This is a genomic window from Streptomyces sp. AC602_WCS936, from assembly GCF_019049125.1.
Lineage (GTDB): Bacteria > Actinomycetota > Actinomycetes > Streptomycetales > Streptomycetaceae > Streptomyces.
Window position 1 is genome coordinate 208,393 of sequence record NZ_JAGMUF010000129.1, and the last position, 21,465, is coordinate 229,857.

General features: G+C 72.4%; 20 protein-coding genes. 6 read left to right on the forward strand and 14 right to left on the reverse strand.

The genetic code is table 11. The features are described 5' to 3' along the window. The first annotated feature begins 101 nt into the window (after nucleotides 1-101). A complete protein-coding gene (locus KUM03_RS35770; protein ID WP_217254719.1) occupies nucleotides 102-839 on the forward strand; it encodes an FAD:protein FMN transferase in 738 nt (245 codons plus the stop codon). Between the two features lie 91 nt (nucleotides 840-930). Here the strand turns inward: KUM03_RS35770 and KUM03_RS35775 are convergent, their stop codons facing one another. From KUM03_RS35775 to argC, 5 genes are read right to left on the reverse strand one after another with little or no spacing between them, the layout of a single operon-like run. Beyond that, nucleotides 931-1,470, reverse strand: coding sequence for an arginine repressor (locus KUM03_RS35775; RefSeq protein ID WP_073730882.1), 540 nt, complete (start codon nucleotides 1,468-1,470; stop codon nucleotides 931-933). Nucleotides 1,471-1,477: 7 nt separating this feature from the next. Beyond that, a complete protein-coding gene (locus tag KUM03_RS35780) occupies nucleotides 1,478-2,683 on the reverse strand; it encodes an acetylornithine transaminase (RefSeq protein ID WP_217254720.1) in 1,206 nt (401 codons plus the stop codon). Continuing rightward, nucleotides 2,680-3,582 (reverse strand): acetylglutamate kinase, encoded by a 903-nt coding sequence (argB, locus tag KUM03_RS35785; RefSeq protein ID WP_217254721.1) that lies wholly within the window; start codon nucleotides 3,580-3,582, stop codon nucleotides 2,680-2,682. Before argB ends, KUM03_RS35780 begins: the two co-directional genes overlap by 4 nt. Further along, on the reverse strand, nucleotides 3,579-4,730 hold the full coding sequence (gene argJ, locus KUM03_RS35790; RefSeq protein ID WP_217254722.1) for a bifunctional glutamate N-acetyltransferase/amino-acid acetyltransferase ArgJ: 1,152 nt from the start codon (nucleotides 4,728-4,730) through the stop codon (nucleotides 3,579-3,581). The genes argB and argJ overlap by 4 nt, the downstream gene beginning before the upstream one ends. Beyond that, nucleotides 4,727-5,755, reverse strand: a complete 1,029-nt coding sequence (gene argC, locus KUM03_RS35795) for an N-acetyl-gamma-glutamyl-phosphate reductase (RefSeq protein ID WP_217254723.1) — start codon at nucleotides 5,753-5,755, stop codon at nucleotides 4,727-4,729. The genes argJ and argC overlap by 4 nt, the downstream gene beginning before the upstream one ends. A 129-nt stretch (nucleotides 5,756-5,884) precedes the next feature. On the opposite strand from argC, the gene KUM03_RS35800 reads away from it, so the two are divergent. Beyond that, nucleotides 5,885-6,097, forward strand: a complete 213-nt coding sequence (locus tag KUM03_RS35800; protein ID WP_254400350.1) for a hypothetical protein — start codon at nucleotides 5,885-5,887, stop codon at nucleotides 6,095-6,097. Between the two features lie 28 nt (nucleotides 6,098-6,125). On the opposite strand, the gene KUM03_RS35805 is transcribed toward KUM03_RS35800, so the two are convergent. Further along, a complete protein-coding gene (locus KUM03_RS35805; RefSeq protein WP_217254724.1) occupies nucleotides 6,126-8,612 on the reverse strand; it encodes an alpha-L-arabinofuranosidase C-terminal domain-containing protein in 2,487 nt (828 codons plus the stop codon). A gap of 136 nt (nucleotides 8,613-8,748) precedes the next feature. Between KUM03_RS35805 and KUM03_RS35810 the strand changes: the two genes are divergently transcribed. Then, complete coding sequence (locus KUM03_RS35810) at nucleotides 8,749-9,195, forward strand: DUF6314 family protein (RefSeq protein ID WP_217254725.1); 447 nt, start codon at nucleotides 8,749-8,751, stop codon at nucleotides 9,193-9,195. 16 nt (nucleotides 9,196-9,211) lie between these two features. Here KUM03_RS35810 and KUM03_RS35815 read toward each other — a convergent pair whose 3' ends face one another. The 3 genes from KUM03_RS35815 to KUM03_RS35825 all read right to left on the reverse strand — a co-directional run bounded on the left by KUM03_RS35815 (nucleotide 9,212) and on the right by KUM03_RS35825 (nucleotide 11,796). Next, nucleotides 9,212-9,790: a histidine phosphatase family protein gene (locus tag KUM03_RS35815; protein WP_217254726.1), complete on the reverse strand. Its 579-nt coding sequence runs from the start codon at nucleotides 9,788-9,790 to the stop codon at nucleotides 9,212-9,214. 73 nt (nucleotides 9,791-9,863) lie between these two features. Next, entirely contained in the window at nucleotides 9,864-10,304 is a 441-nt protein-coding gene (locus tag KUM03_RS35820) for a GNAT family N-acetyltransferase (RefSeq protein ID WP_073730893.1), read from the reverse strand. Nucleotides 10,305-10,350: 46 nt separating this feature from the next. Continuing rightward, nucleotides 10,351-11,796: a PLP-dependent aminotransferase family protein gene (locus KUM03_RS35825; protein WP_217254727.1), complete on the reverse strand. Its 1,446-nt coding sequence runs from the start codon at nucleotides 11,794-11,796 to the stop codon at nucleotides 10,351-10,353. On the opposite strand from KUM03_RS35825, the gene KUM03_RS35830 reads away from it, so the two are divergent. After that, nucleotides 11,795-12,724 carry a DMT family transporter gene (locus KUM03_RS35830; protein WP_217254728.1) on the forward strand — a complete coding sequence of 310 codons (930 nt, stop codon included), beginning with the start codon at nucleotides 11,795-11,797 and terminating at the stop codon, nucleotides 12,722-12,724. The two genes, KUM03_RS35825 and KUM03_RS35830, sit on opposite strands and share 2 nt — an antisense overlap. Before the next feature lie 28 nt (nucleotides 12,725-12,752). After that, a complete protein-coding gene (locus KUM03_RS35835; protein ID WP_217254729.1) occupies nucleotides 12,753-12,947 on the forward strand; it encodes a DUF1918 domain-containing protein in 195 nt (64 codons plus the stop codon). Nucleotides 12,948-12,956: 9 nt separating this feature from the next. Here KUM03_RS35835 and KUM03_RS35840 read toward each other — a convergent pair whose 3' ends face one another. Further along, complete coding sequence (locus KUM03_RS35840) at nucleotides 12,957-14,231, reverse strand: glycoside hydrolase family 10 protein (RefSeq protein ID WP_217254730.1); 1,275 nt, start codon at nucleotides 14,229-14,231, stop codon at nucleotides 12,957-12,959. A gap of 178 nt (nucleotides 14,232-14,409) precedes the next feature. Between KUM03_RS35840 and KUM03_RS35845 the strand changes: the two genes are divergently transcribed. Then, nucleotides 14,410-15,282, forward strand: coding sequence for a 3-hydroxybutyryl-CoA dehydrogenase (locus KUM03_RS35845; RefSeq protein WP_308406477.1), 873 nt, complete (start codon nucleotides 14,410-14,412; stop codon nucleotides 15,280-15,282). Here KUM03_RS35845 and KUM03_RS35850 read toward each other — a convergent pair. The 4 genes from KUM03_RS35850 to pheS all read right to left on the reverse strand — a co-directional run bounded on the left by KUM03_RS35850 (nucleotide 15,273) and on the right by pheS (nucleotide 21,363). Then, on the reverse strand, nucleotides 15,273-15,815 hold the full coding sequence (locus tag KUM03_RS35850; protein WP_217254731.1) for an NUDIX hydrolase: 543 nt from the start codon (nucleotides 15,813-15,815) through the stop codon (nucleotides 15,273-15,275). The two genes, KUM03_RS35845 and KUM03_RS35850, sit on opposite strands and share 10 nt — an antisense overlap. A gap of 116 nt (nucleotides 15,816-15,931) precedes the next feature. Next, a complete protein-coding gene (locus tag KUM03_RS35855; RefSeq protein ID WP_217254732.1) occupies nucleotides 15,932-17,272 on the reverse strand; it encodes a transcriptional regulator in 1,341 nt (446 codons plus the stop codon). Between the two features lie 456 nt (nucleotides 17,273-17,728). Continuing rightward, the gene (gene pheT, locus KUM03_RS35860; protein WP_217254733.1) at nucleotides 17,729-20,242 is read right to left on the reverse strand and encodes a phenylalanine--tRNA ligase subunit beta; all 2,514 of its coding nucleotides are present in this window, start codon (nucleotides 20,240-20,242) and stop codon (nucleotides 17,729-17,731) included. Beyond that, nucleotides 20,242-21,363, reverse strand: a complete 1,122-nt coding sequence (gene pheS / locus KUM03_RS35865) for a phenylalanine--tRNA ligase subunit alpha (protein ID WP_217254734.1) — start codon at nucleotides 21,361-21,363, stop codon at nucleotides 20,242-20,244. The genes pheT and pheS overlap by 1 nt, the downstream gene beginning before the upstream one ends. Nucleotides 21,364-21,465: the final 102 nt, after the last annotated feature.

Sequence of the window (21,465 nt, forward strand, 5' to 3'; positions counted from 1 at the left end):
GTACAAGCAGTCACTCCAGTCGGCGCTGGACCAGGCCGGTGGTTGATCCGGCGGCCGGGTCCGCACAGGCTCCCGCCGCGGTACGTCGGGTGGAGGAGACGATGGGGACCGTCTTCTCCTTCGACGTCCGCGGCGGGGAACCCACGGCCGTACGGGCCGCACTGGACGAGGCGGTGGCGGAACTGCGCCGGGCCGACGAGGTGTTCAGCACCTACCGGGAGGGCAGCGAGGTCTCCCGGCTGGCGCGCGATGAGACGACGCTCGCGGAGTGCGTGCCCGAGGTCGCCGAGGTGCTGGAGCTGGCCGCGGAGGCGGAGCGGGTGAGCGACGGCTGGTTCAGCACCTCGTACCGGGGACGGCTGGATCCGACGGGGATCGTCAAGGGCTGGGCCGTGGAGTGCGCCGCCCGGCGGGTCGCGGCGGCCGGTGCGAGCGGCGTGAGCGTCAACGGCGGCGGGGACGTGCAGCTGCTCGGGACGCCGGGGGCGGGGCGGCCCTGGCGGGTGGGCGTGTCGGACCCGTTGCGCCCGGGCGGGCTGGCGGCGGTCGTGTCGGCGGCCGGGGCGGACGAGCTGGCGGTGGCGACGTCCGGCTCGGCGGAGCGGGGCGCGCACATCGTCGATCCGCGCACGGGGCGCGCCGCGGTGACCGACCTGGTGTCGGTGACGGTGGTGGCGGCGCGGCTGACGTGGGCGGACTGCTGGGCCACGGCGGCGTTCGCGATGGGGGCGCGGGAGGGGTTGCGGTGGCTGGAGTCGCTGGACGGGGTGGAGGGGCTGTTGGTGACGGCGGGGGACGAGGTGCGGTGTACCGGGGGCCTGGCGGGGTGGTTGGGGTGACTGCAACCCCCAAGGGGCGCGGGGAACTGCGCGACCAGCCACCGACCACCCGCACCCGGCCCCCGGCCCCCGGCACCAGCCCCCGCGGCGCTCACCCTCCGTTCTGAGCCAACCGCAGCAAATGGTCCGCCAACGCCTGCCCACCCGTCGGCTCCCTGCTGATCAGCAGCAGCGTGTCGTCACCCGCGATCGTGCCCAGGATGTCGTGCAGTTCCGCCTGGTCGATCGCCGAGGCGAGGAACTGCGCCGCCCCCGGAGGGGTCCGCAGGACCACGAGGTTCGCCGATGCCTCCGCGGAGATCAGCAGCTCCGCGGAGAGCCGCCGCATCCGCTCCTCCTTCGCCGACTCCCCGAGCGGCGCCCGCGGGGTGCGGAAACCGCCCTCGCTGGGCACCGCGTAGATGAGGTCGCCGTCGTTGTTGCGGATCTTGACCGCGTTCAGCTCGTCCAGGTCCCGGGAGAGCGTCGCCTGCGTGACGGTCAGCCCGTCGTCGGCGAGCAGCTTCGCGAGCTGGCTCTGCGAGCGCACCGCCTGCCGGTTGAGGATGTCCACGATCCGGCGGTGGCGTGCGGTGCGGGTCTGCGGTACGGCAGGCCCACCGGTCTGCTCGTGCTCCTGCGCCTGGCTCATCGTCGTCTCATTCTCCGGATCGTCCGTCCCCGTGGGCCCCGTGGGCCTGGTCAAGGATGCCGGTCAGCGCCCCGAGGAACGCGTCCACCGCGTCGTCGCCGAGGTTCAGCGGCGGCATCAGCCGTACGACATCGGGTGCGGGCGCGTTCACCAGGATTCCGGCGTCCTGAGCCGCCTGCTGCACCCGGGGTGCGAGCGGCTCGGTGAGCACGATACCCAGGAGGAGGCCGGCCCCCCGGACATGGGCTACGAGCGGGTGGCCCAGCGCCTCGACGCCGCCGCGGATCTTCTCGCTCTGCCGCTTGACGTTGTCCAGCAGTCCCTCGTCCGCGACGGTGTCGAGGACGGCGAGTCCGGCGGCGCAGGCGACGGGGTTGCCGCCGAAGGTGGTGCCGTGCTGGCCGGGCTGGAGGAGTTCGGCGGCGCGGCCGAAGGCGACCGTCGCGCCGAGCGGGAGTCCGCCGCCCAGGCCCTTGGCGAGAGTGACGACGTCCGGCAGGACGCCCTCGTGGGCCTGGTACTCGAACCAGTGCCCGGTCCGGCCGATGCCGGTCTGCACCTCGTCCAGGACGAGCAGCGCGCCGGTGGCGGCGGTGATGGCGCGGGCGGCCTTCAGATAGCCGGGGGGCGGGACGACGACGCCGTTCTCGCCCTGGATCGGCTCGATGATCACCAGGGCCGTCTCCTCGGTGACCGCGGCGGCCAGCGCCTTCGCGTCGCCGTAGGGCACGTGCGTGACGTCGCCGGGCAGCGGCCGGAAGGGTGCCTGCTTGCCGGGCTGGCCGGTGAGCGCCAGCGCTCCCATGGTGCGGCCGTGGAAACCGCCGTCGGTGGCGACCATGTGCGGACGGCCGGTCAGCCGGCCGATCTTGAAGGCGCCCTCGTTGGCCTCGGCGCCGGAATTGCAGAAGAAGACCTTGCCGTCGCGGCCGAAGCGCTGGAGCAGCCGTTCGGCGAGGGCGACGGGCGGTTCGGCGATGAAGAGGTTGGAGACGTGGCCGAGGGAGGCGATCTGCCGGCTCACCGCCTCGACCACCGCCGGGTGGGCGTGGCCGAGCGCGTTGACCGCGATGCCGCCGACGAAGTCCAGGTACTCCTTGCCGTCGGCGTCCCAGACCCGGGCGCCCTCACCGCGCACGAGCGGCAGGCGCGGCGTGCCGTAGTTGTTCATGAGCGTGCCCTGCCACCGCTCGGTCAGCTCCGCGTTGCTCACGGCTCCCCCTGTCCGTCCGGCACGACCATCGTGCCGATCCCCTCGTCGGTGAAGATCTCCAGCAGGATCGAGTGCTGGACCCGGCCGTCGATGACGCGGGCGGTGGTGACGCCGCCCCGCACGGCGTGCAGACAGCCCTCCATCTTGGGCACCATGCCGCTGGACAGCTCGGGCAGCAGTTTCTCGAGCTGGGCGGCGGTGAGGCGGCTGATCACCTCGTCGGAGTTCGGCCAGTCCTCGTACAGGCCCTCGACGTCGGTGAGGACCATGAGCGTCTCGGCGCCGAGCGCCGCAGCGAGTGCCGCAGCCGCCGTATCAGCATTGACGTTGTAGACATGTCCGTCGTCCTGGGAGCGGGCGATCGAGGAGACGACCGGGATACGGCCGTCGGCGAGCAGTGCCTCGATGGCGCCGGTGTCGATCTCGGTGATCTCGCCGACCCGGCCGATGTCGACGGACTCGCCGTCGATCTCGGGCCGGTGCTTGGTGGCGGTGATGGTGTGCGCGTCCTCGCCGGTGAGACCGACGGCGAGGGGTCCGTGCTGGTTGAGCAGCCCGACCAGCTCGCGCTGCACCTGCCCGGCCAGCACCATCCGTACGACGTCCATGGCGTCCTCGGTGGTGACGCGCAGGCCGGCCTTGAACTCGCTGACGATGCCGTGCTTGTCGAGCGCCTTGCTGATCTGCGGCCCACCGCCGTGCACGACGACGGGCTTGAGGCCGGCGTGGCGCAGGAAGACGACGTCCTGGGCGAAGGCGGCCTTCAGGTCCTCGTCCACCATGGCGTTGCCGCCGAACTTGATGACGACGGTCTTGCCGTGGTGCCGGGTCAGCCAGGGCAGCGCCTCGATGAGGATCTGGGCCTTGGGGAGCGCGGTGTGCTTCCTCGTCGTACTCATGAGCTGTACGCGCTGTTCTCGTGGACGTAGTCGGCGGTGAGGTCGTTGGTCCAGATCGTGGCGGTGGCGTCGCCGGCGGCGAGGTCGGCGACGATGTGGACCTCGCGGTAGCGCATGTCGACCAGCTCGCGGTCCTCGCCGACGCCGCCGTTCTTGCAGACCCAGACGCCGTTGATGGCGACGTTGAGGCGGTCGGACTCGAAGGCGGCGGAGGTGGTGCCGATGGCGGAGAGCACGCGACCCCAGTTGGGGTCCTCGCCGTGGATGGCGCACTTGAGCAGGTTGTTGCGGGCGATGGTGCGGCCGACCTGGACGGCGTCGTCCTCGGTCGCGGCGTTCACGACCTCGACCTTGATGTCCTTGCTGGCGCCCTCGGCGTCCCGGATGAGCTGCTGGCCGAGGTCGTCGCAGACGGTGCGGACGGCCTCGGCGAACCCGTCGTACTCCGGGGTAATGCCGGAGGCGCTGGAGGCGAGCAGCAGCACCGTGTCGTTGGTGGACATGCAGCCGTCGGAGTCGACCCGGTCGAAGGTGACCCGGGTGGCGTCGCGCAGGGCGCGGTCGAGCACCTCGGTCTCCAGGTCGGCGTCGGTGGTGAGGACGACGAGCATGGTGGCGAGACCCGGGGCGAGCATGCCGGCGCCCTTGGCCATGCCGCCGACGGTCCAGCCGTCCTTCGTCACGACGGACGTCTTGTGGACGGTGTCGGTGGTCTTGATGGCGATGGCGGCCTTCTCACCGCCGTGCTCGGAGAGCTGACCGGCGGCGGTCTCGACGCCCGGCAGCAGCTTGTCCATGGGCAGCAGTACGCCGATCAGTCCCGTCGAGCAGACGGCGACCTCGCCCGCGCCCGTACCCAGCACCTCGGCGGCCTTCTCGGCGGTCGCGTGGGTGTCCTGGAAGCCCTTGGGTCCGGTGCAGGCGTTGGCGCCGCCCGAGTTCAGGACGACGGCGGACACCTGCCCGCTCTTCAGCACCTGCTCGGACCACAGCACCGGCGCGGCCTTGACGCGGTTGGAGGTGAAGACACCGGCGGCGGCGCGTCGGGGGCCCTTGTTGACCACGAGGGCCAGGTCGGGGTTCCCGCTGTCCTTGATCCCGGCGGCGATGCCCGCCGCCGTGAATCCCTTTGCTGCCGTCACACTCACGGCGCGACTCCGATCGTCGTCAGTCCGGTGGTCTCGTCGAGACCGAGGGCGAGGTTCATGCTCTGGACGGCACCGCCCGCGGTGCCCTTGGCCAGGTTGTCGATGGCGCTGATCGCGATGATGCGGCCCGCGGCGGCGTCGTACGCGACCTGGACCGATACGGCGTTGGAACCGTAGACGGACGCGGTCGCGGGCCACTGGCCCTCGGGCAGCAGGTGCACGAAGGGTTCGTCGGCGAAGGCCTTCTCGTAGGCGGCACGGACGGACTCGGCGGCGACCCCGGGCTTCGCCTTGGCGGTGCAGGTGGCGAGGATGCCGCGGGGCATCGGCGCGAGGGTCGGGGTGAAGGAGACGGTGACCGGCTCGCCCGCCACCGCGCCGAGGTTCTGGATCATCTCGGGGGTGTGCCGGTGCAGGCCCCCTACGCCGTACGGCGACATGGAGCCCATGACCTCGCTGCCCAGCAGGTGCGGCTTGGCCGCCTTGCCCGCGCCGGAGGTGCCGGAGGCGGCGACGATCACGGCCTCGGGCTCGGCGAGCGCGGCGGCGTAGGCCGGGAAGAGCGCCAGGGACACGGCCGTCGGGTAGCAACCGGGCACCGCGACACGCTTGGACCCCTCCAGCGCGGCGCGGGCACCCGGCAGTTCGGGGAGGCCGTAGGGCCAGGTGCCGGCGTGCGGGGAGCCGTAGAACCTCTCCCAGTCGGCGGCGTCCTTCAGCCGGAAGTCGGCGCCCATGTCGATCACCAGCACGTCCGGCCCGAGCTGCTCGGCGACGGCGGCGGACTGCCCGTGCGGCAGCGCGAGGAACACAACGTCGTGCCCGGCGAGCACCTCGGGCGTCGTCGGCTCCAGCACCCGGCCGGCCAGCGGCGGCAGGTGCGGCTGCAGCGCGCCGAGCTTCTGTCCCGCGTTGGAGTTGCCGGTCAGGGCGCCGATCTCGACCTCGGGGTGCGCGAGCAGCAGACGCAGCAGCTCACCGCCCGCGTACCCACTCGCTCCGGCCACCGCCGCACGTACCGCCATGACATCCTCCATCCGTGATGGCATGACTATACGTATCGCTGCACGTTTATGCAATCGCTTCATGGAGCGCGGCCCCGCCGTCTTCGTCGACGTGCCGACCCTCGCCGTGTCGTCACTGGCCGAACGGCAGTGGAATGGGGCGCCACGGACGCGGAACGGTCGGCGGCCAAGGCGTTCGTTCTGGACGTGCTGGACCTGGCCGCGCGCCGCCACCGCTGGGGCCCCGCCGACGCCGGCCCCGGCGACGAGCTCCCCGACGCACCCCTCGTCGCCTGCTGCGTACGGCACCGGGTGCTGAGCGCGCTGCCGTACTGGGAGGGGTGCGTCTTCTGTCACGGGTGAGGGACGTACCGGCCGGGGATCCCGGGCGCTATCGCTGCCTGATCCGCAGGAAGGTCACCGAGTTCGCCGGGAAGGTGTAGGTGAACTCGCTCGCCACCCCGGAGAAGGTGGACCGCACCGGGGTGACCGGGGTGTCCGTCTCCGTGTTCACGGCGTCCTGGTCGGCGGCCAGCGTGGTGACGCGGGCCTTGCGGGCGACCTTGGCGCCGCCGAGGTCGACGGCGGTGCGGGCCGCCGTGTCCTGGGCGTTGACGACCTTGACGATCAGCTCGCCGGTCCGGTCGTCCTCGGTGACGATCTGGCGGAACGGCTCGGCGGGCTTGTCGTCGGTGAAGCTGCCCCACTCCTCACCGTCGAGGTAGAGGGTCACCTGGCGGCCCCGCACCTTGACGTCGATGTCGTAGGCGCGGCCCGTCTCGATCGAGCCCGCCTTGGAGAGGAGCGTCGACTTGCCGCCGTCCGAGGCCTGTTCGACGGCGGACTGGGTGTTGTTCCAGCCGCCCAGGTTCCACCAGTAGTAGTTGCCGGTGTCCTTGACGCCGAAGGCGATCAGGAAGCCCTCGTTGCCGGATTTCTTGGTGGCCCGCACGTGCAGGTCGTAGTTCTGCCAGGCCGGGTCACCGGCCGTGACCATGGTGTTCTCGGCCGCGGTGTCGGTCTGGACGTAAGCGCCGTCCTGGACGGTCCATGCGCCGGTGCCCGTGTGGGTCCACTGCGACGCGTCGCCGGAGAAGTCGTCGGACAGGAGGGTCTCCCCGTCCGCCGACGTCACCCGCACGTCGTCGTAGGCCGCGCTGGTCGCCCACGTCGACAGGCCGACCGCGCCGGTGATGGGCCCGCTGACGGCCGGTGTGCCGGTCGCCGTGGAGGGGACGACCCGGTCGCCGGTGTTGTTCATGAAGAGCTTCTGGACCTCGTAGTTGGCCGAGCCCCAGGACGCGTGGTTGTTGAACCAGATCATGTCCGGGCTCCACTGCACGTAGTCCTCGTTGGCGAGCAGCGGGGCGTAGGAGGCGAGCTTGACGACGTCCGCGTTGCGCTCCAGGCCGGTCATGAAGGCGGCCTCGGAGAGCGCGTTCCGCCACGCGTTGCCCTGGGAGGCGTACTCGCCGAGGAAGACCTTGGGGCCGTTCCTGTCGTAGGAGTCGTAGCGGTCGTTGTTCTGGAGGAACCACTGCGGGCTGTTGTAGTAGTGCTCGTCGACCATGTCGACGCCGGCCTCGCGGTTCAGCCGCCAGGCGGTGTCGAAGGTGGTGCCGGAGTCGTCGGGGCCGGAGTTGGAGATGACGGTGATGTCCGGGTACTCGGCCTCGATGGCGGCGCGGAACTGCTTGAAGCGGGCCATGAACTCCCGGGGCAGGTTCTCCTCGTTGCCGACGCCGATGTGGGTGAGGCCGAAGGGCTTCGGGTGGCCCATCTCGGCGCGCTTGGCGCCCCATTCGCTGGTGCGCGGGCCGTTGGCGAACTCGATCAGGTCCAGGGTGTCCTGGATGTGCCGCTTCAGCAGCGCGTCGTCGTCGGTGGCCTTGTTCTGGCCGCAGCCGGTGACCAGGGCGGGCACGACGGGCAGCGGCATGGCGCCGATGTCCTCGGCGAAGCGGAAGTACTCGTAGTAGCCGAGGCCGTAGCTCTGGTTGTAGCCCCAGAAGTTGGCGTTGGTGGCGCGCTCCTCGACCGGGCCGATGGTGTCCTTCCACTGGTAGGACCGTTGACGCTCCCAGCCGGAGGCGGCGCTGTAGTCCTCCATGGAGCCGGTGTTGACCAGGCACCCGCCGGGGAAGCGCAGGAAGCCGGGGTTGAGGGCCTCGATCTTCTCGGCGAGGTCCTTGCGCAGTCCGTTGGGCCGGCCCTTGTAGGTGTCCCGGGGGAAGAGGGACACCATGTCGAGGGCCGCGGGGGCGGTGGTGGTGACGGCGAGGCGGCCGCGGTTGCTGGTGCGGGTCGCGGTGAAGGTGGCGGTGTACTTGCGCCACTCCCCCTCGGCCGCCACCCGGCGCGGCTTCGCGAGGGTGCCCGCCGCGTCGGCGAGCGTGACCGTGAGGGTCGTGCCGCTCCCGGCGCGGGCCCACACCGAGAAGTCGTACTTCTTGCCCTTCTCCACGTGGATTCCGGTGTTGTAACCGCTGTTGGCGACGGAGGAACCGGCTGCCAGGGAGAGGTAGTTGCGGTTGCGCTCGTTGAGGCGGCCGGCGTCGTTCCGGACCTCGGCGGTGCCGTCGGCCGTCCAGGAGGTGAGCGGTGTGTACGAGGCGTTGTCGGCGGTGGAGTACTCGAAGGACCGGTTCTGCACCAGCTCGGCGTACAGGCCGCCGTCGGCGGCCCGGTTGATGTCCTCGTAGAAGACGCCGTACATCGTGTCGTCGATCGCGGCGCCCTCGGCGGACGGGTCGACGGTGATCGTGTAGTCGGTGGCGGCGGTCCCCGCGTGCGCGGGGGACGGCAGCAGGGCGGACGCCGTCAGGAGGGCGGTCGCGCCGAGACCGACTCTCCAGCGGGTGCGTGACAGGGATGACATGGATACTCCGCGGCTCTCTGGTCGTTCGAAATATCGGACATTGGTCAGCACTTCGAACGGCAAGATAGGGAGGGGGCGGAGGCGCGTCAATGGGTCGCGCGGCAACCAGGGGGCCGGAGACGGAAAGCGGGTGGAAATGGGCGAGTTGTGGCCGGTGCCGGACGTGCTGGCGTATCTCGCGGGCCGGTGGCGCACCGAGCGGACGGTGCGGGACCTGGCGAGCGGCGCGGAGGGCCGCTTCGAGGGCGCGACGGCGTTCGACGCGCTCGCGGACGGCGGGCTGCTGAGCCGGGAGTCCGGGGCCTTCACCTGGCAGGGCGTGACCCGCCCCGCCGAGCGGACGCTGCGCTACGCGGCGGGGGTCGGGCCCGGCACCGCCGACGTGCGTTTCACGGACGGGCGGCCCTTCCACGGCCTGGACCTGACGTCGGGGCGGCACGTGGCCGACCATCCGTGCGCCGCCGACCTGTACCGCGGCGAGTTCACCGTCCGGGACGCCGACCACTGGCGGACCGTGTGGCGGGTGGGCGGCCCGGCGAAGGACCTGCTGCTCGTCACGGACTACGCCCGCGAGGCGGGTTAGGGGCTGTCGTTAGCCCCTAGGCAGCGGCTCCTTCCAGACGGAGGTTCCAGCGGCCCGCGCGGCCGGTGACGGTCGTGGTCGACAACGGACGCACGTCGAGGTTCCAGTACGTCGCGGGCGGCGCCTTCAGGGCGTAGACCAGAGCGGCCCGGATCACGGACGGCTCGGCCACGGCGACGATGCGGTCGCCGTCCTCGCCGGGGCGCGTGTCGAGCCAGCCGCCGACGCGGGTGATGAAGCCCAGCAGCGACTCCCCGCCGTGCGGCGCGGTCCGCGGGTCGGCGAGCCAGGCGTCGACGGCCCCGGGCTCCCGGGCCATGGCCTCGCCGAGGGTCAGTCCGCGCCAGCGGCCCATGTCGCAGTCCCTGAGCGCCAGTTGCACCAAGGGGCAGCAGCCGATCGCGTCACCGGTGGCGCGGCTGCGGGGCGTGGGCGAGCAGTAGCGCAGCTCGGCCGCCGCGAGCGGCAGCAGGTCGCCCGCCACGCGCAGTACCTCGTCCCAGCCGGCCTGGTCCAGCGGCCGGTCGTCGTCGAAGCGCTCCGCGAGCAGCGGTGAGCTGCGTGCGGCCGCGACGAACGTGACCCGAAGCGCCATGCGGTGATGGTGCTGCGCGGGGGTCCGCAGGTCAAGAGATGTTACTTGTGGGTTACCGAGGGTGCGCCCGGGTTCACGGGCCGAAGGTGTGCGCCATCCACTGGTCCGGCCGGTCCAGTGCCGTGAAGCCGAGCTTCTCGTAGACGCCGTGCGCGTCGTGCGTGGCCAGCAGGATCCGCCGCAGCCCGTACGGCCGCAGGTGCTCGCGCACCGCCGCGACCAGTGCCGTGCCGATGCCCTTGCCGCGCACCGAGGGGTCGACGTACACGTCGCACAGCCAGGCGAAGGTGGCCCGGTCGGTGATCACCCGCGCGTACGCCACCTGCTGTGCGGTCAGCTCCTCGTGGACGCCGAAGTTGAGCGAGCCCTCGATCGCGCGGTCCTGCTTCTCCCGGGAGCGTCCGAGCGCCCAGTACGCGTCGGTCGACAGCCAGCGGTGCACGCGTGCGGCGTCGATGCGGTGCGGGTCGGTGGAGATCTCGTAGCCCTCGGGGAGGCTCGGCGTGGGGATCATGCGGGGATGCTCGCAGGGTGGCGGGGCCGCGTCGAGCCCGCGGGGTTCACGGACGCCGCCCCCACACCTCCGCGCAGGCCGTGCGCAGGCGCCGTACCCCCTCCGCGATCTCCCCGGCGCCCGCCACCGCCGCGAAGCTCAGCCTCAGGTGGGGGGCCGGGGGCTCGGCGCTGAAGTACGGGCGGCCCGGGGTGACCGCGACGCCCGCGCGCAGGGCGGCCGCGGTGAGGGCCGCCTCGTCCGTCCCCTCGGGCAGCCGGGGCCACAGGTGGTAACCGCCGGAGGGGATGTGCGTCAGGGAGATCTCGGGGAGGTGCAGGCGCAGGGCGGACGTCATCGCGTCCCGGCGGGCCTTCAGTTCCGCGGAGACCGCGCGCAGATGGCGGGGCCAGGCGGGCGAGCCGACGAGTTCCAGCGCCGCCTCCTGGAGGGGGCGGGGCACGAAGAAGGTGTCGACGACCTGGATGGCCCGCAGCCGCTCCAGCACCGGTCCGCGCGCGGCCAGGGCGCTCACCCGGAAGCTCGGCGAGGTCGCCTTGGTGAGCGAGCAGACGTGCACGACGACGCCGTCCGGGTCGTCGGCGGCGAGCGGGGCGGGCAGCGGGCCCGCGTCCTCGTGCACCAGCCGCCGCACGAAGTCGTCCTCGACGACGAAGGCGCCGGCCGCGCGGGCGATGCGCAGCACCTCGCCGCGCCGCTCGGGGGCGAGCACGGCACCGGTCGGGTTCTGGAACAGGGGCTGGCAGACGAAGACGCGGGCGCCGGTCGCCCGGAAGGCGTCGGCGAGCAGCGCCGGGCGCACGCCGTCCGCGTCCACGGGGACCGGCACGGGGCGCAGGCCGGCCGCCCGGGCGATGGCCAGCATGCCGGGGTACGTCGGGGACTCGACGAGAACGGCGGTGCCGGGCGGGGCGAGGGCACGCAGGGCGGTGGTCAGCGCGGACTGGCCGCCCGAGGTGACCAGCACCTCCGCCGCCGTGATGGCCCCGCCGATGCCGCGCGCGAACCACTCCCGCAGCTCCGGCAGCCCCTCCATCGGCGGCCGGCCCCACGCACCGGGCCGCCGCCCGGCCCGGGACAGGGCCGCCGCCATCGCCCGCTCCGGCTGCAGCGAGGGGTGCAGGTAGCCGCCGTTGAACTCCACGACGCCGGGCGGCGGAGCGGCCAGCGAGACCAGGACCCCGGAGGCGTCCACCGAGCGCGGTACGAGGTCGGCGGCGCCGTCGGCGCTGAGCGCGACCTCCTGCCAGGAGGTGTCCCCGCCGGACGTCGCGCCGGGGCGCGGCCGGGCGCGGAAGGCCCCGGCGCCGGGCCGGGTGACCACCAGCCCCTCGGCTGCCAGCTGCGCCAGGGCGCGGGAGACGGTCACCGGGCTCACCCGGAACCGGTCTACGAGGGCTCGACTGGAGGGGAGCTTTCCGCCGGGAGAGTAGCGGTCGAGCTCACTTCTCAGCTGGTTCGCCAGGTCAGCGACACTGCTACGCTCTTGCATGAGAGCACAGAGTAGCGCTACCAGCCCTTCGGCGATAGCAGTGGACGGCGGCCCGGACACCGCGTCCGGCACCCGCTCCCTCGGCACCCTCCAGGCGGCCCTGGGCGTCGTCGCCTTCTCCCTCACCTTCCCCGCCACCGCCTGGGGGCTGGAGGGCTTCGGCCCCTGGTCCCTCATCGCCGTGCGCTCGATCCTCGCCGCGGTGATCGCCGGGGGCTGTCTGCTGGCACTGCGCGTGCCCTTTCCTGAGCGGCGGCACTGGTTCGGGCTGGCGGTGGTGGGGGCGGGCGTCGTCCTGGGCTTCCCGCTGCTGACCACGCTCGCCCTGCAGACCTCGACGACCGCGCACGCCGCCGTCGTGGTCGGGCTGCTGCCGCTGACCACCGCGCTGCTGTCCGCGCTGCGCATCGGCACCCGCCCCTCGCGCACCTTCTGGATCGCGGCGCTGGCGGGCGCGGCGGCGGTCATCGCCTTCACGGTGCAGCAGAGCGGCGGCGCCCTGACCACGGCCGACGCCTACCTCTTCGGGGCGCTGCTGGTGTGCGCGGCCGGTTACACCGAGGGCGGGCGGCTGGCCCGGGTGATGCCCGGCTGGCAGGTCATCGGCTGGGCGCTGGTGCTGTGCCTGCCCGTGACGGTGCCGATGGCGGCCGTGGCCCTCTCGTTCGAGCCGGTGCACCTGACGGGGCACGGGGTGGCCGGGCTGCTGTGGGTGGCGGTGGGCTCGCAGTTCCTCGGGCTGGTCGTCTGGTACCGGGGCATGGCGGCGATCGGGATTCCGAAGGCCAGCCAGTTGCAGCTGGCCCAGCCGCTGCTCACACTGGTGTGGTCGGTACTTCTCCTGGGCGAGCAGCTGACGGTGGCCGCTCCGCTGACGGCCGCGGCGGTACTGGTGTGCATCGCGGTCACCCAGCGGGCCCGGGGCTGAGCGGCAGACACGTGAGGAGGCCTCACAGATGCACGCAACAAAGGGCGACCAGCTGATCCAGCACGGCCGGGTCGTCGGTGAGCACGACAAGGTCGGGGAGATCGTCGAAGTGATGGGCGAGAAGGGCGAACCCCCGTACCGGGTCCGGTTCGAGAACGGGCACGAGGCGGTGTGCTCGCCCGGCCCCGACTCGGAGATCCGGCACAGGGAGATCCGGCTGTAGCCGTACTTCTCAGGGGCGCGGGGCGCGGGCCGGTCGCGCGTAGTGGTCGGCGCTCACCCGTGCCATCGCGCCGATCCGGTCGTCGGCCACGTCCTTGGCCGAGAAGTAGACGTGCCCGTGCACCTCGGGGTGGAGCCGGGCGAGTGTGAGGTGGCGGGAGAGTTCCGCCGGGTCCTGCCAGGCCGCGCCCTGCGCCGGGTCACCGGCCTTGTACAGCGCCTCGCCGACGTACAGCTCGGTCCGGCTCCCCTTGGCCACCTCCGCCCACCACGGCACGAGCTTGGCGTAGTCGGCGGCTTCCAGGCCGATGTTCCAGTACAGCTGCGGCACGATGTAGTCGATCCAGCCCTCGCGCACCCACTTGCGGGTGTCCGCGTGCAGGTCGTCGTAGGTCTGCACCCCGGCCTTCGTGTCCGAGCCCGCGGCGTCGGTGGCGGCGTTGCGCCACACACCGAAGGGGCTGACGCCGAAGCGGGCGGCGGGGCGGATCTTCTTGACCCGGTCCGCGGTCTCGCGCACCAGCAGGTCGATGTTGTTCCGCCGCCAGGCGGCCTTGGCCTCGAAGCCGCCGCCGTACGTGCTGAACGTCCCACCGTCGTCGAAGGTCTGGCCCGCCACCGGATAGGGGTAGAAGTAGTCGTCGAAGTGGACGCCGTCCACGGCGTACTTCTCGACGGCGTCCATCATCGCGTCCTGGACGAAGGCCCGGACCTCGGGCAGCCCCGGGTTGTAGTAGAGCTTCCCGCCGTACGGCACCACCCACTCGGGGTGCTTGCGCGCGGGGTGGGACGGCACCAGGCGGCTGGGGACGTCGTGGGTGGCGACGCGGTACGGGTTGAACCAGGCGTGCAGCTCCAGGCCGCGGGCGTGCGCCTCCGTGACGGCCGTGCCCAGCGGGTCCCAGCCCGGGTCCCGGCCCTGGCTGCCGGACAGGTACTCCGACCAGGGCTCGTACGCCGAGGGCCACAGCGCGTCGGCCGTGGGCCGCACCTGGAGGATCACCGTGTTGAGGCCGTGCCGGACCGCCGTGTCGAGGTACTCGACCAGCTCCGCGCGCTGCTCGGCCGCGCGCAGCCCCGCGCGGCTGGGCCAGTCGCGGCCGGCCACGGTGGCCAGCCACATGCCTCGCATCCCGACGGTGGCTCCGCCGCCCCCGCGGGGTCCCTCGGCGGGGCCGGATGCGGCCGGCGGAGCCGAGGGGACCGGCGCCGCCGACGCCCGGGGCGCCATCGTGAACGCCGACAACGCCGCCACCGCGAAGGCACGACGCGAGACACCGCCCATGGGAAGACCTCCTGCACGCTGCGGATCCGCGCGGTTACGGATCGTGTACGGGCACTCAGCATGCCCGACCCGGGAGACGGATCCGTGACCATTCGGGGGTAACGTGCTCGATCGGAGCAGGCACCGGGGACCCCGGCGTGCGTGCTGCCACAGCCGTGAAGTCAGCGAAAGGGACGATGTGACCGGCATCTCGGGAGATATCGCACGCGTCGGCGTGGTGGGCTGCGGTCAGATGGGAGCGGGCATCGCCGAGGTGTGTGCCCGCTCCGGTCTGGACGTGATGGTCGCCGAGACCACCGGCGAGGCGCTGGAGATCGGCCGGACCCGGCTGTACAACTCGCTCACCAAGGCCGCCGAGCGCGGGAAGATCAGCGAGGAGGAGCGGGACGCGACGCAGGCGCGCCTCAGCTTCACCACCGACCTCGGCGAGTTCGCCGACCGTGATCTGGTGATCGAGGCCGTCGTCGAGAACGAGCAGGTCAAGACCGAGATCTTCCAGGTGCTGGACCAGGTCGTGACCCGGCCGGACGCCATCCTGGCCTCCAACACCTCCTCGATCCCGCTGGTGAAGCTGGCCGTCGCCACCTCGCGGCCCGACCACGTCATCGGCATCCACTTCTTCAACCCGGCCCCCGTGCAGCAGCTGGTCGAGCTGATCCCGGCGCTCACCACCTCCGAGGGCACGCTCAGCCGGGCGCAGCTGTTCACCGAGAAGGTGCTCGGCAAGCACTCCATCCGCGCCCAGGACCGCTCCGGATTCGTGGTCAACGCGCTGCTGATCCCCTACCTCCTCTCGGCGATCCGGATGTTCGAGTCGGGCATCGCCAGCCGCGAGGACATCGACAACGGCATGGAGATGGGCTGCGCCCACCCGATGGGCCCGCTGAAGCTGTCCGACCTCATCGGCCTGGACACGGTCGCCTCGGTCGCGTACTCGATGTACGAGGAGTACAAGGAGCCGCTGTACGCCGCTCCCCCGCTGCTCCAGCGCATGGTCGACGCGGGCCGGCTGGGCCGCAAGAGCGGCTCGGGCTTCTACACCTACGGCTGACGGCTCTGGGACCTGAGGTGGTGCAGCAGGAGTAACGCGGCCGCCATGTTGGCGGCCGGGACCTCCCCGCGGGCGACCAGGTCGGGAACGACCTTGAGGGGGACCCATTCCCGGCGGTCCGACTCGAAGTCGTCCACGGGGTGTCCGACGTACGTGCCCTCCTCGGCCCAGTAGACGTGGTGCCGGGCGTCGGTGAGCCCGTTGGACGGCTCCACGCTCATCAGGTGGTGCAACGGTCCCGGCCGCCAGCCGGTCTCCTCCTCCAGTTCCCTGGCCGCCGCCACCGCGACGTCCTCGCCGTCCTCGACGACGCCGGCCGCGAGTTCCCAGCCCCAGCTGTCGGTGATGAAGCGGTGCCGCCACAGCAGGAGGACCTCGTCGGCCTCGTTCACGACCGTGGCCACGGCCACGGGGCGCATGCGTATGAGGAAGTGGTCGAGGTGCCGGCCGTCCGGCAGCCCTACATCGGCCAGATTGACGCTGAACCAGCGGTTTGAGTACACAGTTTGTTCGTTCTGCTTCGTCCACTGCACGGTTCTGCCACCTTTCCTGAGGTAGGTGGCAATATCGCAGCCGGAGCGGCCCCGCAGCAGGCGCACGGTGACCGCTCAGGGCGCAGCGGTGGCGCAGGGAGACCCGGGCCGGGACCTCAGAGCGGTACGCGCAGCGCCCCGTCGATGAGTGCGGCGGCCTCGGCCGTGCCGGCGCAGCCGCTGCGCACCAGGTGCTCGCGCACCGCGCGGAGTCTGTCGCGCAGGCGCTGGGACTCCATCCCCCGGGCCCGTTCGGTCATCTCCACCGCGGTGGCCACCGCCTTGTCGGCGTTGCCCTGACGCAGTTCGATGGTGCTGAGCATGGCGAGCCGGTGCACCCGGCCGCGGTCGTGCGCCGGGTTGTCGACGGCCGCTGTGGCGTGCTCGGCCGCCGCCGTCAGCTCGCCGAGGCTCAGCAGCGCCTCCGCCACTTGGACGTTGACCAGCCCGGGCTGGACATAGCCGGTCTCGTCGGGTTCGTAGCCCCGCCGGATGCGTTCGGCGGCCTGCTCGGCCCGCCGGATGCAGGTCAGCGCGCTCGTGCCGTCGCCGAGGTGGGCGTACGCCTTCGCCTGCATCGCGTACAGGTCGGAGGCGAGCGCCGGTGTGGTGTGCGGGCCGGCGGTGCGCAGGGCGGCCTCGGCGAAGGCGACGGCCTGCCGGTACTCCCGCATGAACAGCGCCTGGTTGACCAGCAGGGCAATCACGTAGGCGCCGAGGCCCCGGTCGCCGCTGGCCTTCGCCAGCCGCAGGGCCTGGTGGAAGTAGCGCTGCGCGAGGCCGTGCGCGTCGGAGTCGTACGCGCAGATGCCGGCGACCGCGACCAGGCCTCCGGTGGCGCGGTGGAGCTGGCGGCCGGTGGCGTCGGTGTAGCTGCCGCGCAGCAGCGGAGCGGCCTCGGAGTTGAGGAACCCGACGACGCGGGCGCGGGTCGCCATCCCGCCGGCCTTGCGGTACATCTGCTCGTAGTGGGCGCGGGCGCAGCGCAGCATCTCCAGGTCGGCCGGGGTGACCCGGTGCCGGCCGCCGCGTGAGACGTCGACGTCCTCGGGCGGGTTCTCCCACTCCCACACCGGCATCACGGCGGGCGTGCCGGTGAGCGCGGGGGCGCCGAGGATGTGCGGGCGCCGCTGCTGGTCGGAGCGCCACAGGGCGGTGGCCCGTTCCACGAACCCGGACAGTGAACCGGTGTGCGGGGCGGCCGGTTCGCCGGGGACGCCGAGGCCGATGTCGTCGAGGGTGACGGGCCGGTGCAGCCGGGCCGCGAGGACCTCGCAGATCAGGTCGGGCACCTGGCCGCGCGGGCGCTGCCCCTTCAACCACCGTGCGACGGCGGTGTGTTCGTATCTCAGTGCGAGCCCACGGGCCCGGCCCGCCTGGTTGACGTGCGCGGCCAGTCCCGCGTGCGAGATCCCGGCCTCGTCGAGGATCGCGTCGAGCAGGGTGTTGGGCTGCATGGGTGCCCCCCGGTGACTCGGTGCCGACAGCGTAGTGCGTCGGTCTTCACACGGGGTGTGAACGGAGTACGCGCATCCGCAGCGTGTGCGCGCTGTCGCGGAGAGTTCCGGGCCGGTTGACTGAAGGGCCTCGAAAGAGGCCGGCCGGGCCGCCGGCTCCCCCTCGTACAGTGCGGCGGCCCGAGTGCACGCCGTCCGCCCAGCTGCCTGCCCGACACTCCGTGGCGGGGCGGACGGCTCCGCCGGCTTCGCGGAGCGAGTGAGCGCCGTTCAGGGTGGGGGTGCGTTGTCGGCTGCGGGTGCGTGGTGGTTGCTCGCGCAGTTCCCCGCGCCCCTAAAAGAAGGCACGTCGCGCTGACGCCCCTTTTAGGGGCGCGGGGAACTGCGCGACCAGCCACCGACTACCCGCAGCCGCCGACCGGCAGAAACCCCACGCACCTTGGGCGAACCGAACCCCTAACTGCGCAGCACCGCTCCGACGCGCTCGCCCGCGAGGGCGACCGCCGCGTCCCGCGCGGCCGATGCCTCGTCGACCGTCAGCGTCCGGTCCCCCGCGCGGAAGCGCAGCGCGTACGCGAGGGACTTGCGCCCCTCACCCAGCTGCTCCGCGTTGGCGTAGACGTCGAACAGCCGGATGGACTCCAGCAGTTCACCCGCGCCCTCGCGCAGCGCCGCCTCGACCTCCGACGCCGGGACGAACTCCTCGACGACCAGGGCGACGTCCTGCGTCGCGACCGGGAACGTGGAGATGCCCGGCGCCTGCGGGGTGTCGTCGCCGACGCCCGCCACCGCGTCGAGGTCCAGCTCCATCGCACTGGTGCGCGCGGGCAGGCCCAGCGTCTTCACGACGCGCGGGTGCAGCTCACCGGCGTGCCCGACGACGCGCTCCTCGCCGTCCACGGTGACGAACAGCTCGGCGCAGCGGCCCGGGTGCCACGGCCCGTACTGGCCCTTGCGGACGCCCAGTTCGGCGCCGGCCTCGCGGGCGACGGTCCGGGCGGACTCGACCGCGTCGGCCCAGTCGGCCGGACGGCCCTTGCCCCACCAGCCGGCCTGCTCGCGGGCGCCGGCCAGGACGACGGCGACGTGCCGCGGCTGGTCGGGCAGCGCGGCGTCCAGCGCGGCGAGGTCGTCCTCGCCGGGGCGCCGGTCGACGGGCAGGTTGGCGGCGACGCGCTGCTCGTCGCGCGGGTGGAAGACCAGGCCGGTCTCGAAGAGGGCCAGGTCGTGCGAGCCGCGGCCGTCGTTGCGGCGCAGGGCGCCGAGCAGGCCCGGCAGCAGCGAGGTCCGCAGCGCGGGCTCCTCGTCGCTGAGCGGGTTGACCAGCTTGACGACGCGGCGGGCCGGGTCGTCGGCGTCCAGTCCGAGCTGGTCGAAGACCTGCTCGCTGACGAACGGGTAGTTCAGCGCCTCGACGTAACCGGCACCGGCCAGGGCACGCCCGACGCGGCGGTGCAGCCGCTGGCGGGCGGTCAGGCCGCGGCCCGCCGGGGGGCGGGGCAGCGTGGAGGGCAGGTTCTCGTAGCCCTCCAGGCGGATGACCTCTTCGGCCAGGTCGTTGATGTCGTCGAGGTCGGGCCGCCAGGACGGGACGGTGACGATCAGCTCGTCCTGCCCGTACACGTCGCAGCCGACCTCCTGGAGGCGGCGTACGACGGTCTCGCGGCCGTAGGTCACGCCCGCGACCTTGTCCGGGTGGCCGGCCGCCACGGTGATGGTGTGCGGCACGGGCGGGGCGCTGATCTCGGTGACGCCGGCCTCGGCGGTGCCGCCCGCGAGCAGCACCAGCAGGTCGACGGTGCGCTGCGCGGCGGCGGCCGCGGCCTGCGGGTCGACGCCGCGCTCGAAGCGGCGGGACGCCTCGGAGGACAGCTTGTGCCGGCGGGCGGTGCGCGCGATGGCCACCTGGTCGAAGTGAGCGGCCTCGATGACCACGTCACTCGTCGCGTTCTCGGTGTCGCCGTGGTCGGCGATCTCGGTGTTGGCGCCGCCCATGACACCGGCGAGGCCGATCGGGCCGCGGTCGTCGGTGATGACCAGGTCCTCGGCGTGCAGCTTCCGCTCGGTGCCGTCGAGGGTGACGATCGTCTCGCCCTCCTCGGCGCGGCGGACGCCGATCGTGCCCTGGACCAGGGAGCGGTCGTAGGCGTGCAGGGGCTGGCCCAGCTCCATCATCACGTAGTTCGTGACGTCGACGGCGAGCGAGATCGGGCGCATGCCGACCTTCTGGAGCCGGCGCTGGAGCCAGATCGGGGAGCGCGCCTCGGCGCTGAGGCCGGTCACCGTGCGGGCGGTGAAGCGGTCGCAGCCGCTCGGGTCGGCGATCTTCACCGGGTAGCCGTAGGCGTTCGGCGCGGGCACGTCCAGCAGGGCCGGGTCGCGCAGCGGCAGGCCGTAGGCGATGGCGGCCTCGCGGGCGACGCCGCGGATGGACAGGCAGTCGCCGCGGTTGGCGGTGACGGCGATGTCCAGCACCTCGTCGACCAGTTCCAGCAGCTCGATGGCGTCCTTGCCGACCTCGGTCTCGGGCGGCAGCACGATGATGCCGTGCGAGCCGTCGTCGCCCATGCCCAGCTCGTCGCCGGAGCAGATCATGCCGTGGGACGTCTTGCCGTAGGTCTTGCGGGCGCTGATCGAGAAGCCGCCCGGCAGGGTGGCGCCGGGGAGGACCACGACGACCTTGTCGCCGACGGCGAAGTTCCGGGCGCCGCAGACGATCTCCTGGGGCTCGCCGGTGCCGTTGGCCTGGCCGACGTCGACCGTGCAGAAGCGGATCGGCTTCTTGAAGCCCTCCAGCTCCTCGATGGTCAGCACCTGGCCGACGACGAGGGGGCCCTTGAGGTCGGCGCCGAGGTGCTCGACGGTCTCGACCTCCAGCCCGGCCGAAATGAGCTTGGCCTGTACGTCACGGCCGGTCTCCGTCGCCGGCAGGTCGACGTACTCCCGCAGCCAAGAAAGCGGGACCCGCATCAGATCTCCATCCCGAACGGCCGGGTGAACCGGACGTCACCCTCGACCATGTCTCGCATGTCCTCGACGTTGTGGCGGAACATCAGCATCCGCTCGATGCCGAACCCGAAGGCGAAGCCGCTGTACTTCTCGGGGTCGACGCCGCAGGCGGTGAGCACCCGCGGGTTGACCATGCCGCAGCCGCCCAGCTCGATCCAGCCCTCGCTGGAGCAGGTGCGGCAGGGCCGGTCGGGGTTGCCGACGGACGCGCCCTTGCAGACGTAGCAGAGCATGTCCATCTCGGCGGACGGCTCGGTGAAGGGGAAGAAGTTCGGCCGCAGCCGGGTCTTCATCTCCGCGCCGAACAGCGACTGGACCATGTGGTCCAGGGTGCCCTTGAGGTCCGCCATGGTCAGGCCCTCGTCGATCGCGAGCAGCTCGACCTGGTGGAAGACGGGGGTGTGCGTGGCGTCCAGCTCGTCGGTGCGGTACACCCGGCCGGGGCAGATCACGTAGACCGGCAGCTCGCGGGAGAGCGCGGAGCGGATCTGCACGGGCGAGGTGTGGGTGCGCAGCACGACGCCGGACTCGGAGCCGCCCTCCGGGCCCTGGACGAAGAACGTGTCGGCCTCGCCGCGGGCCGGGTGGTCCGGGCCGATGTTGAGGGCGTCGAAGTTGAACCACTCGGCCTCGGCCTCGGGGCCCTCGGCGACCTCGTAGCCCATGGCCACGAAGACGTCCTCGATGCGCTCGGAGAGCGTGGTGAGCGGGTGGCGGGCGCCGGCCGGTACGCGGTCGTGGGGCAGCGTGACGTCCACGGCCTCCTCGACCAGGACGCGCGCGTCGCGCTCGGCCTCCAGCTCGGCCTGGCGGGCGGCGAGGCCCTTGTTCACGGCGCCGCGGGCCTGGCCGACGCGCTTGCCGGCCTCGGCCTTGGCGTGCGGGGGCAGGGCGCCGATCTCGCGGTTGGCCAGCGACAGCGGGGAGGTGCCGCCGGTGTGGGCGACCTTGGCCTCCTGGAGCGCGTCGAGGGAGTCCGCGGCGGCGAAGGCGGCGAGCGCCTCGTCCCGCATGCGCTCGATCTCTTCCGGTTTCAACGCCTCGACCTCGACAGGGTCGTACGACTTATTCGGTGCCGACATCTCTTCCCGTGCTTCCGATTGTCCCCCAGCTATCGCTGGGAGGTGCCCCCATGCTGATGGTCCCCGTCACCGGCTCGTGGACGAAGCGTCTCCGTCTGCGGG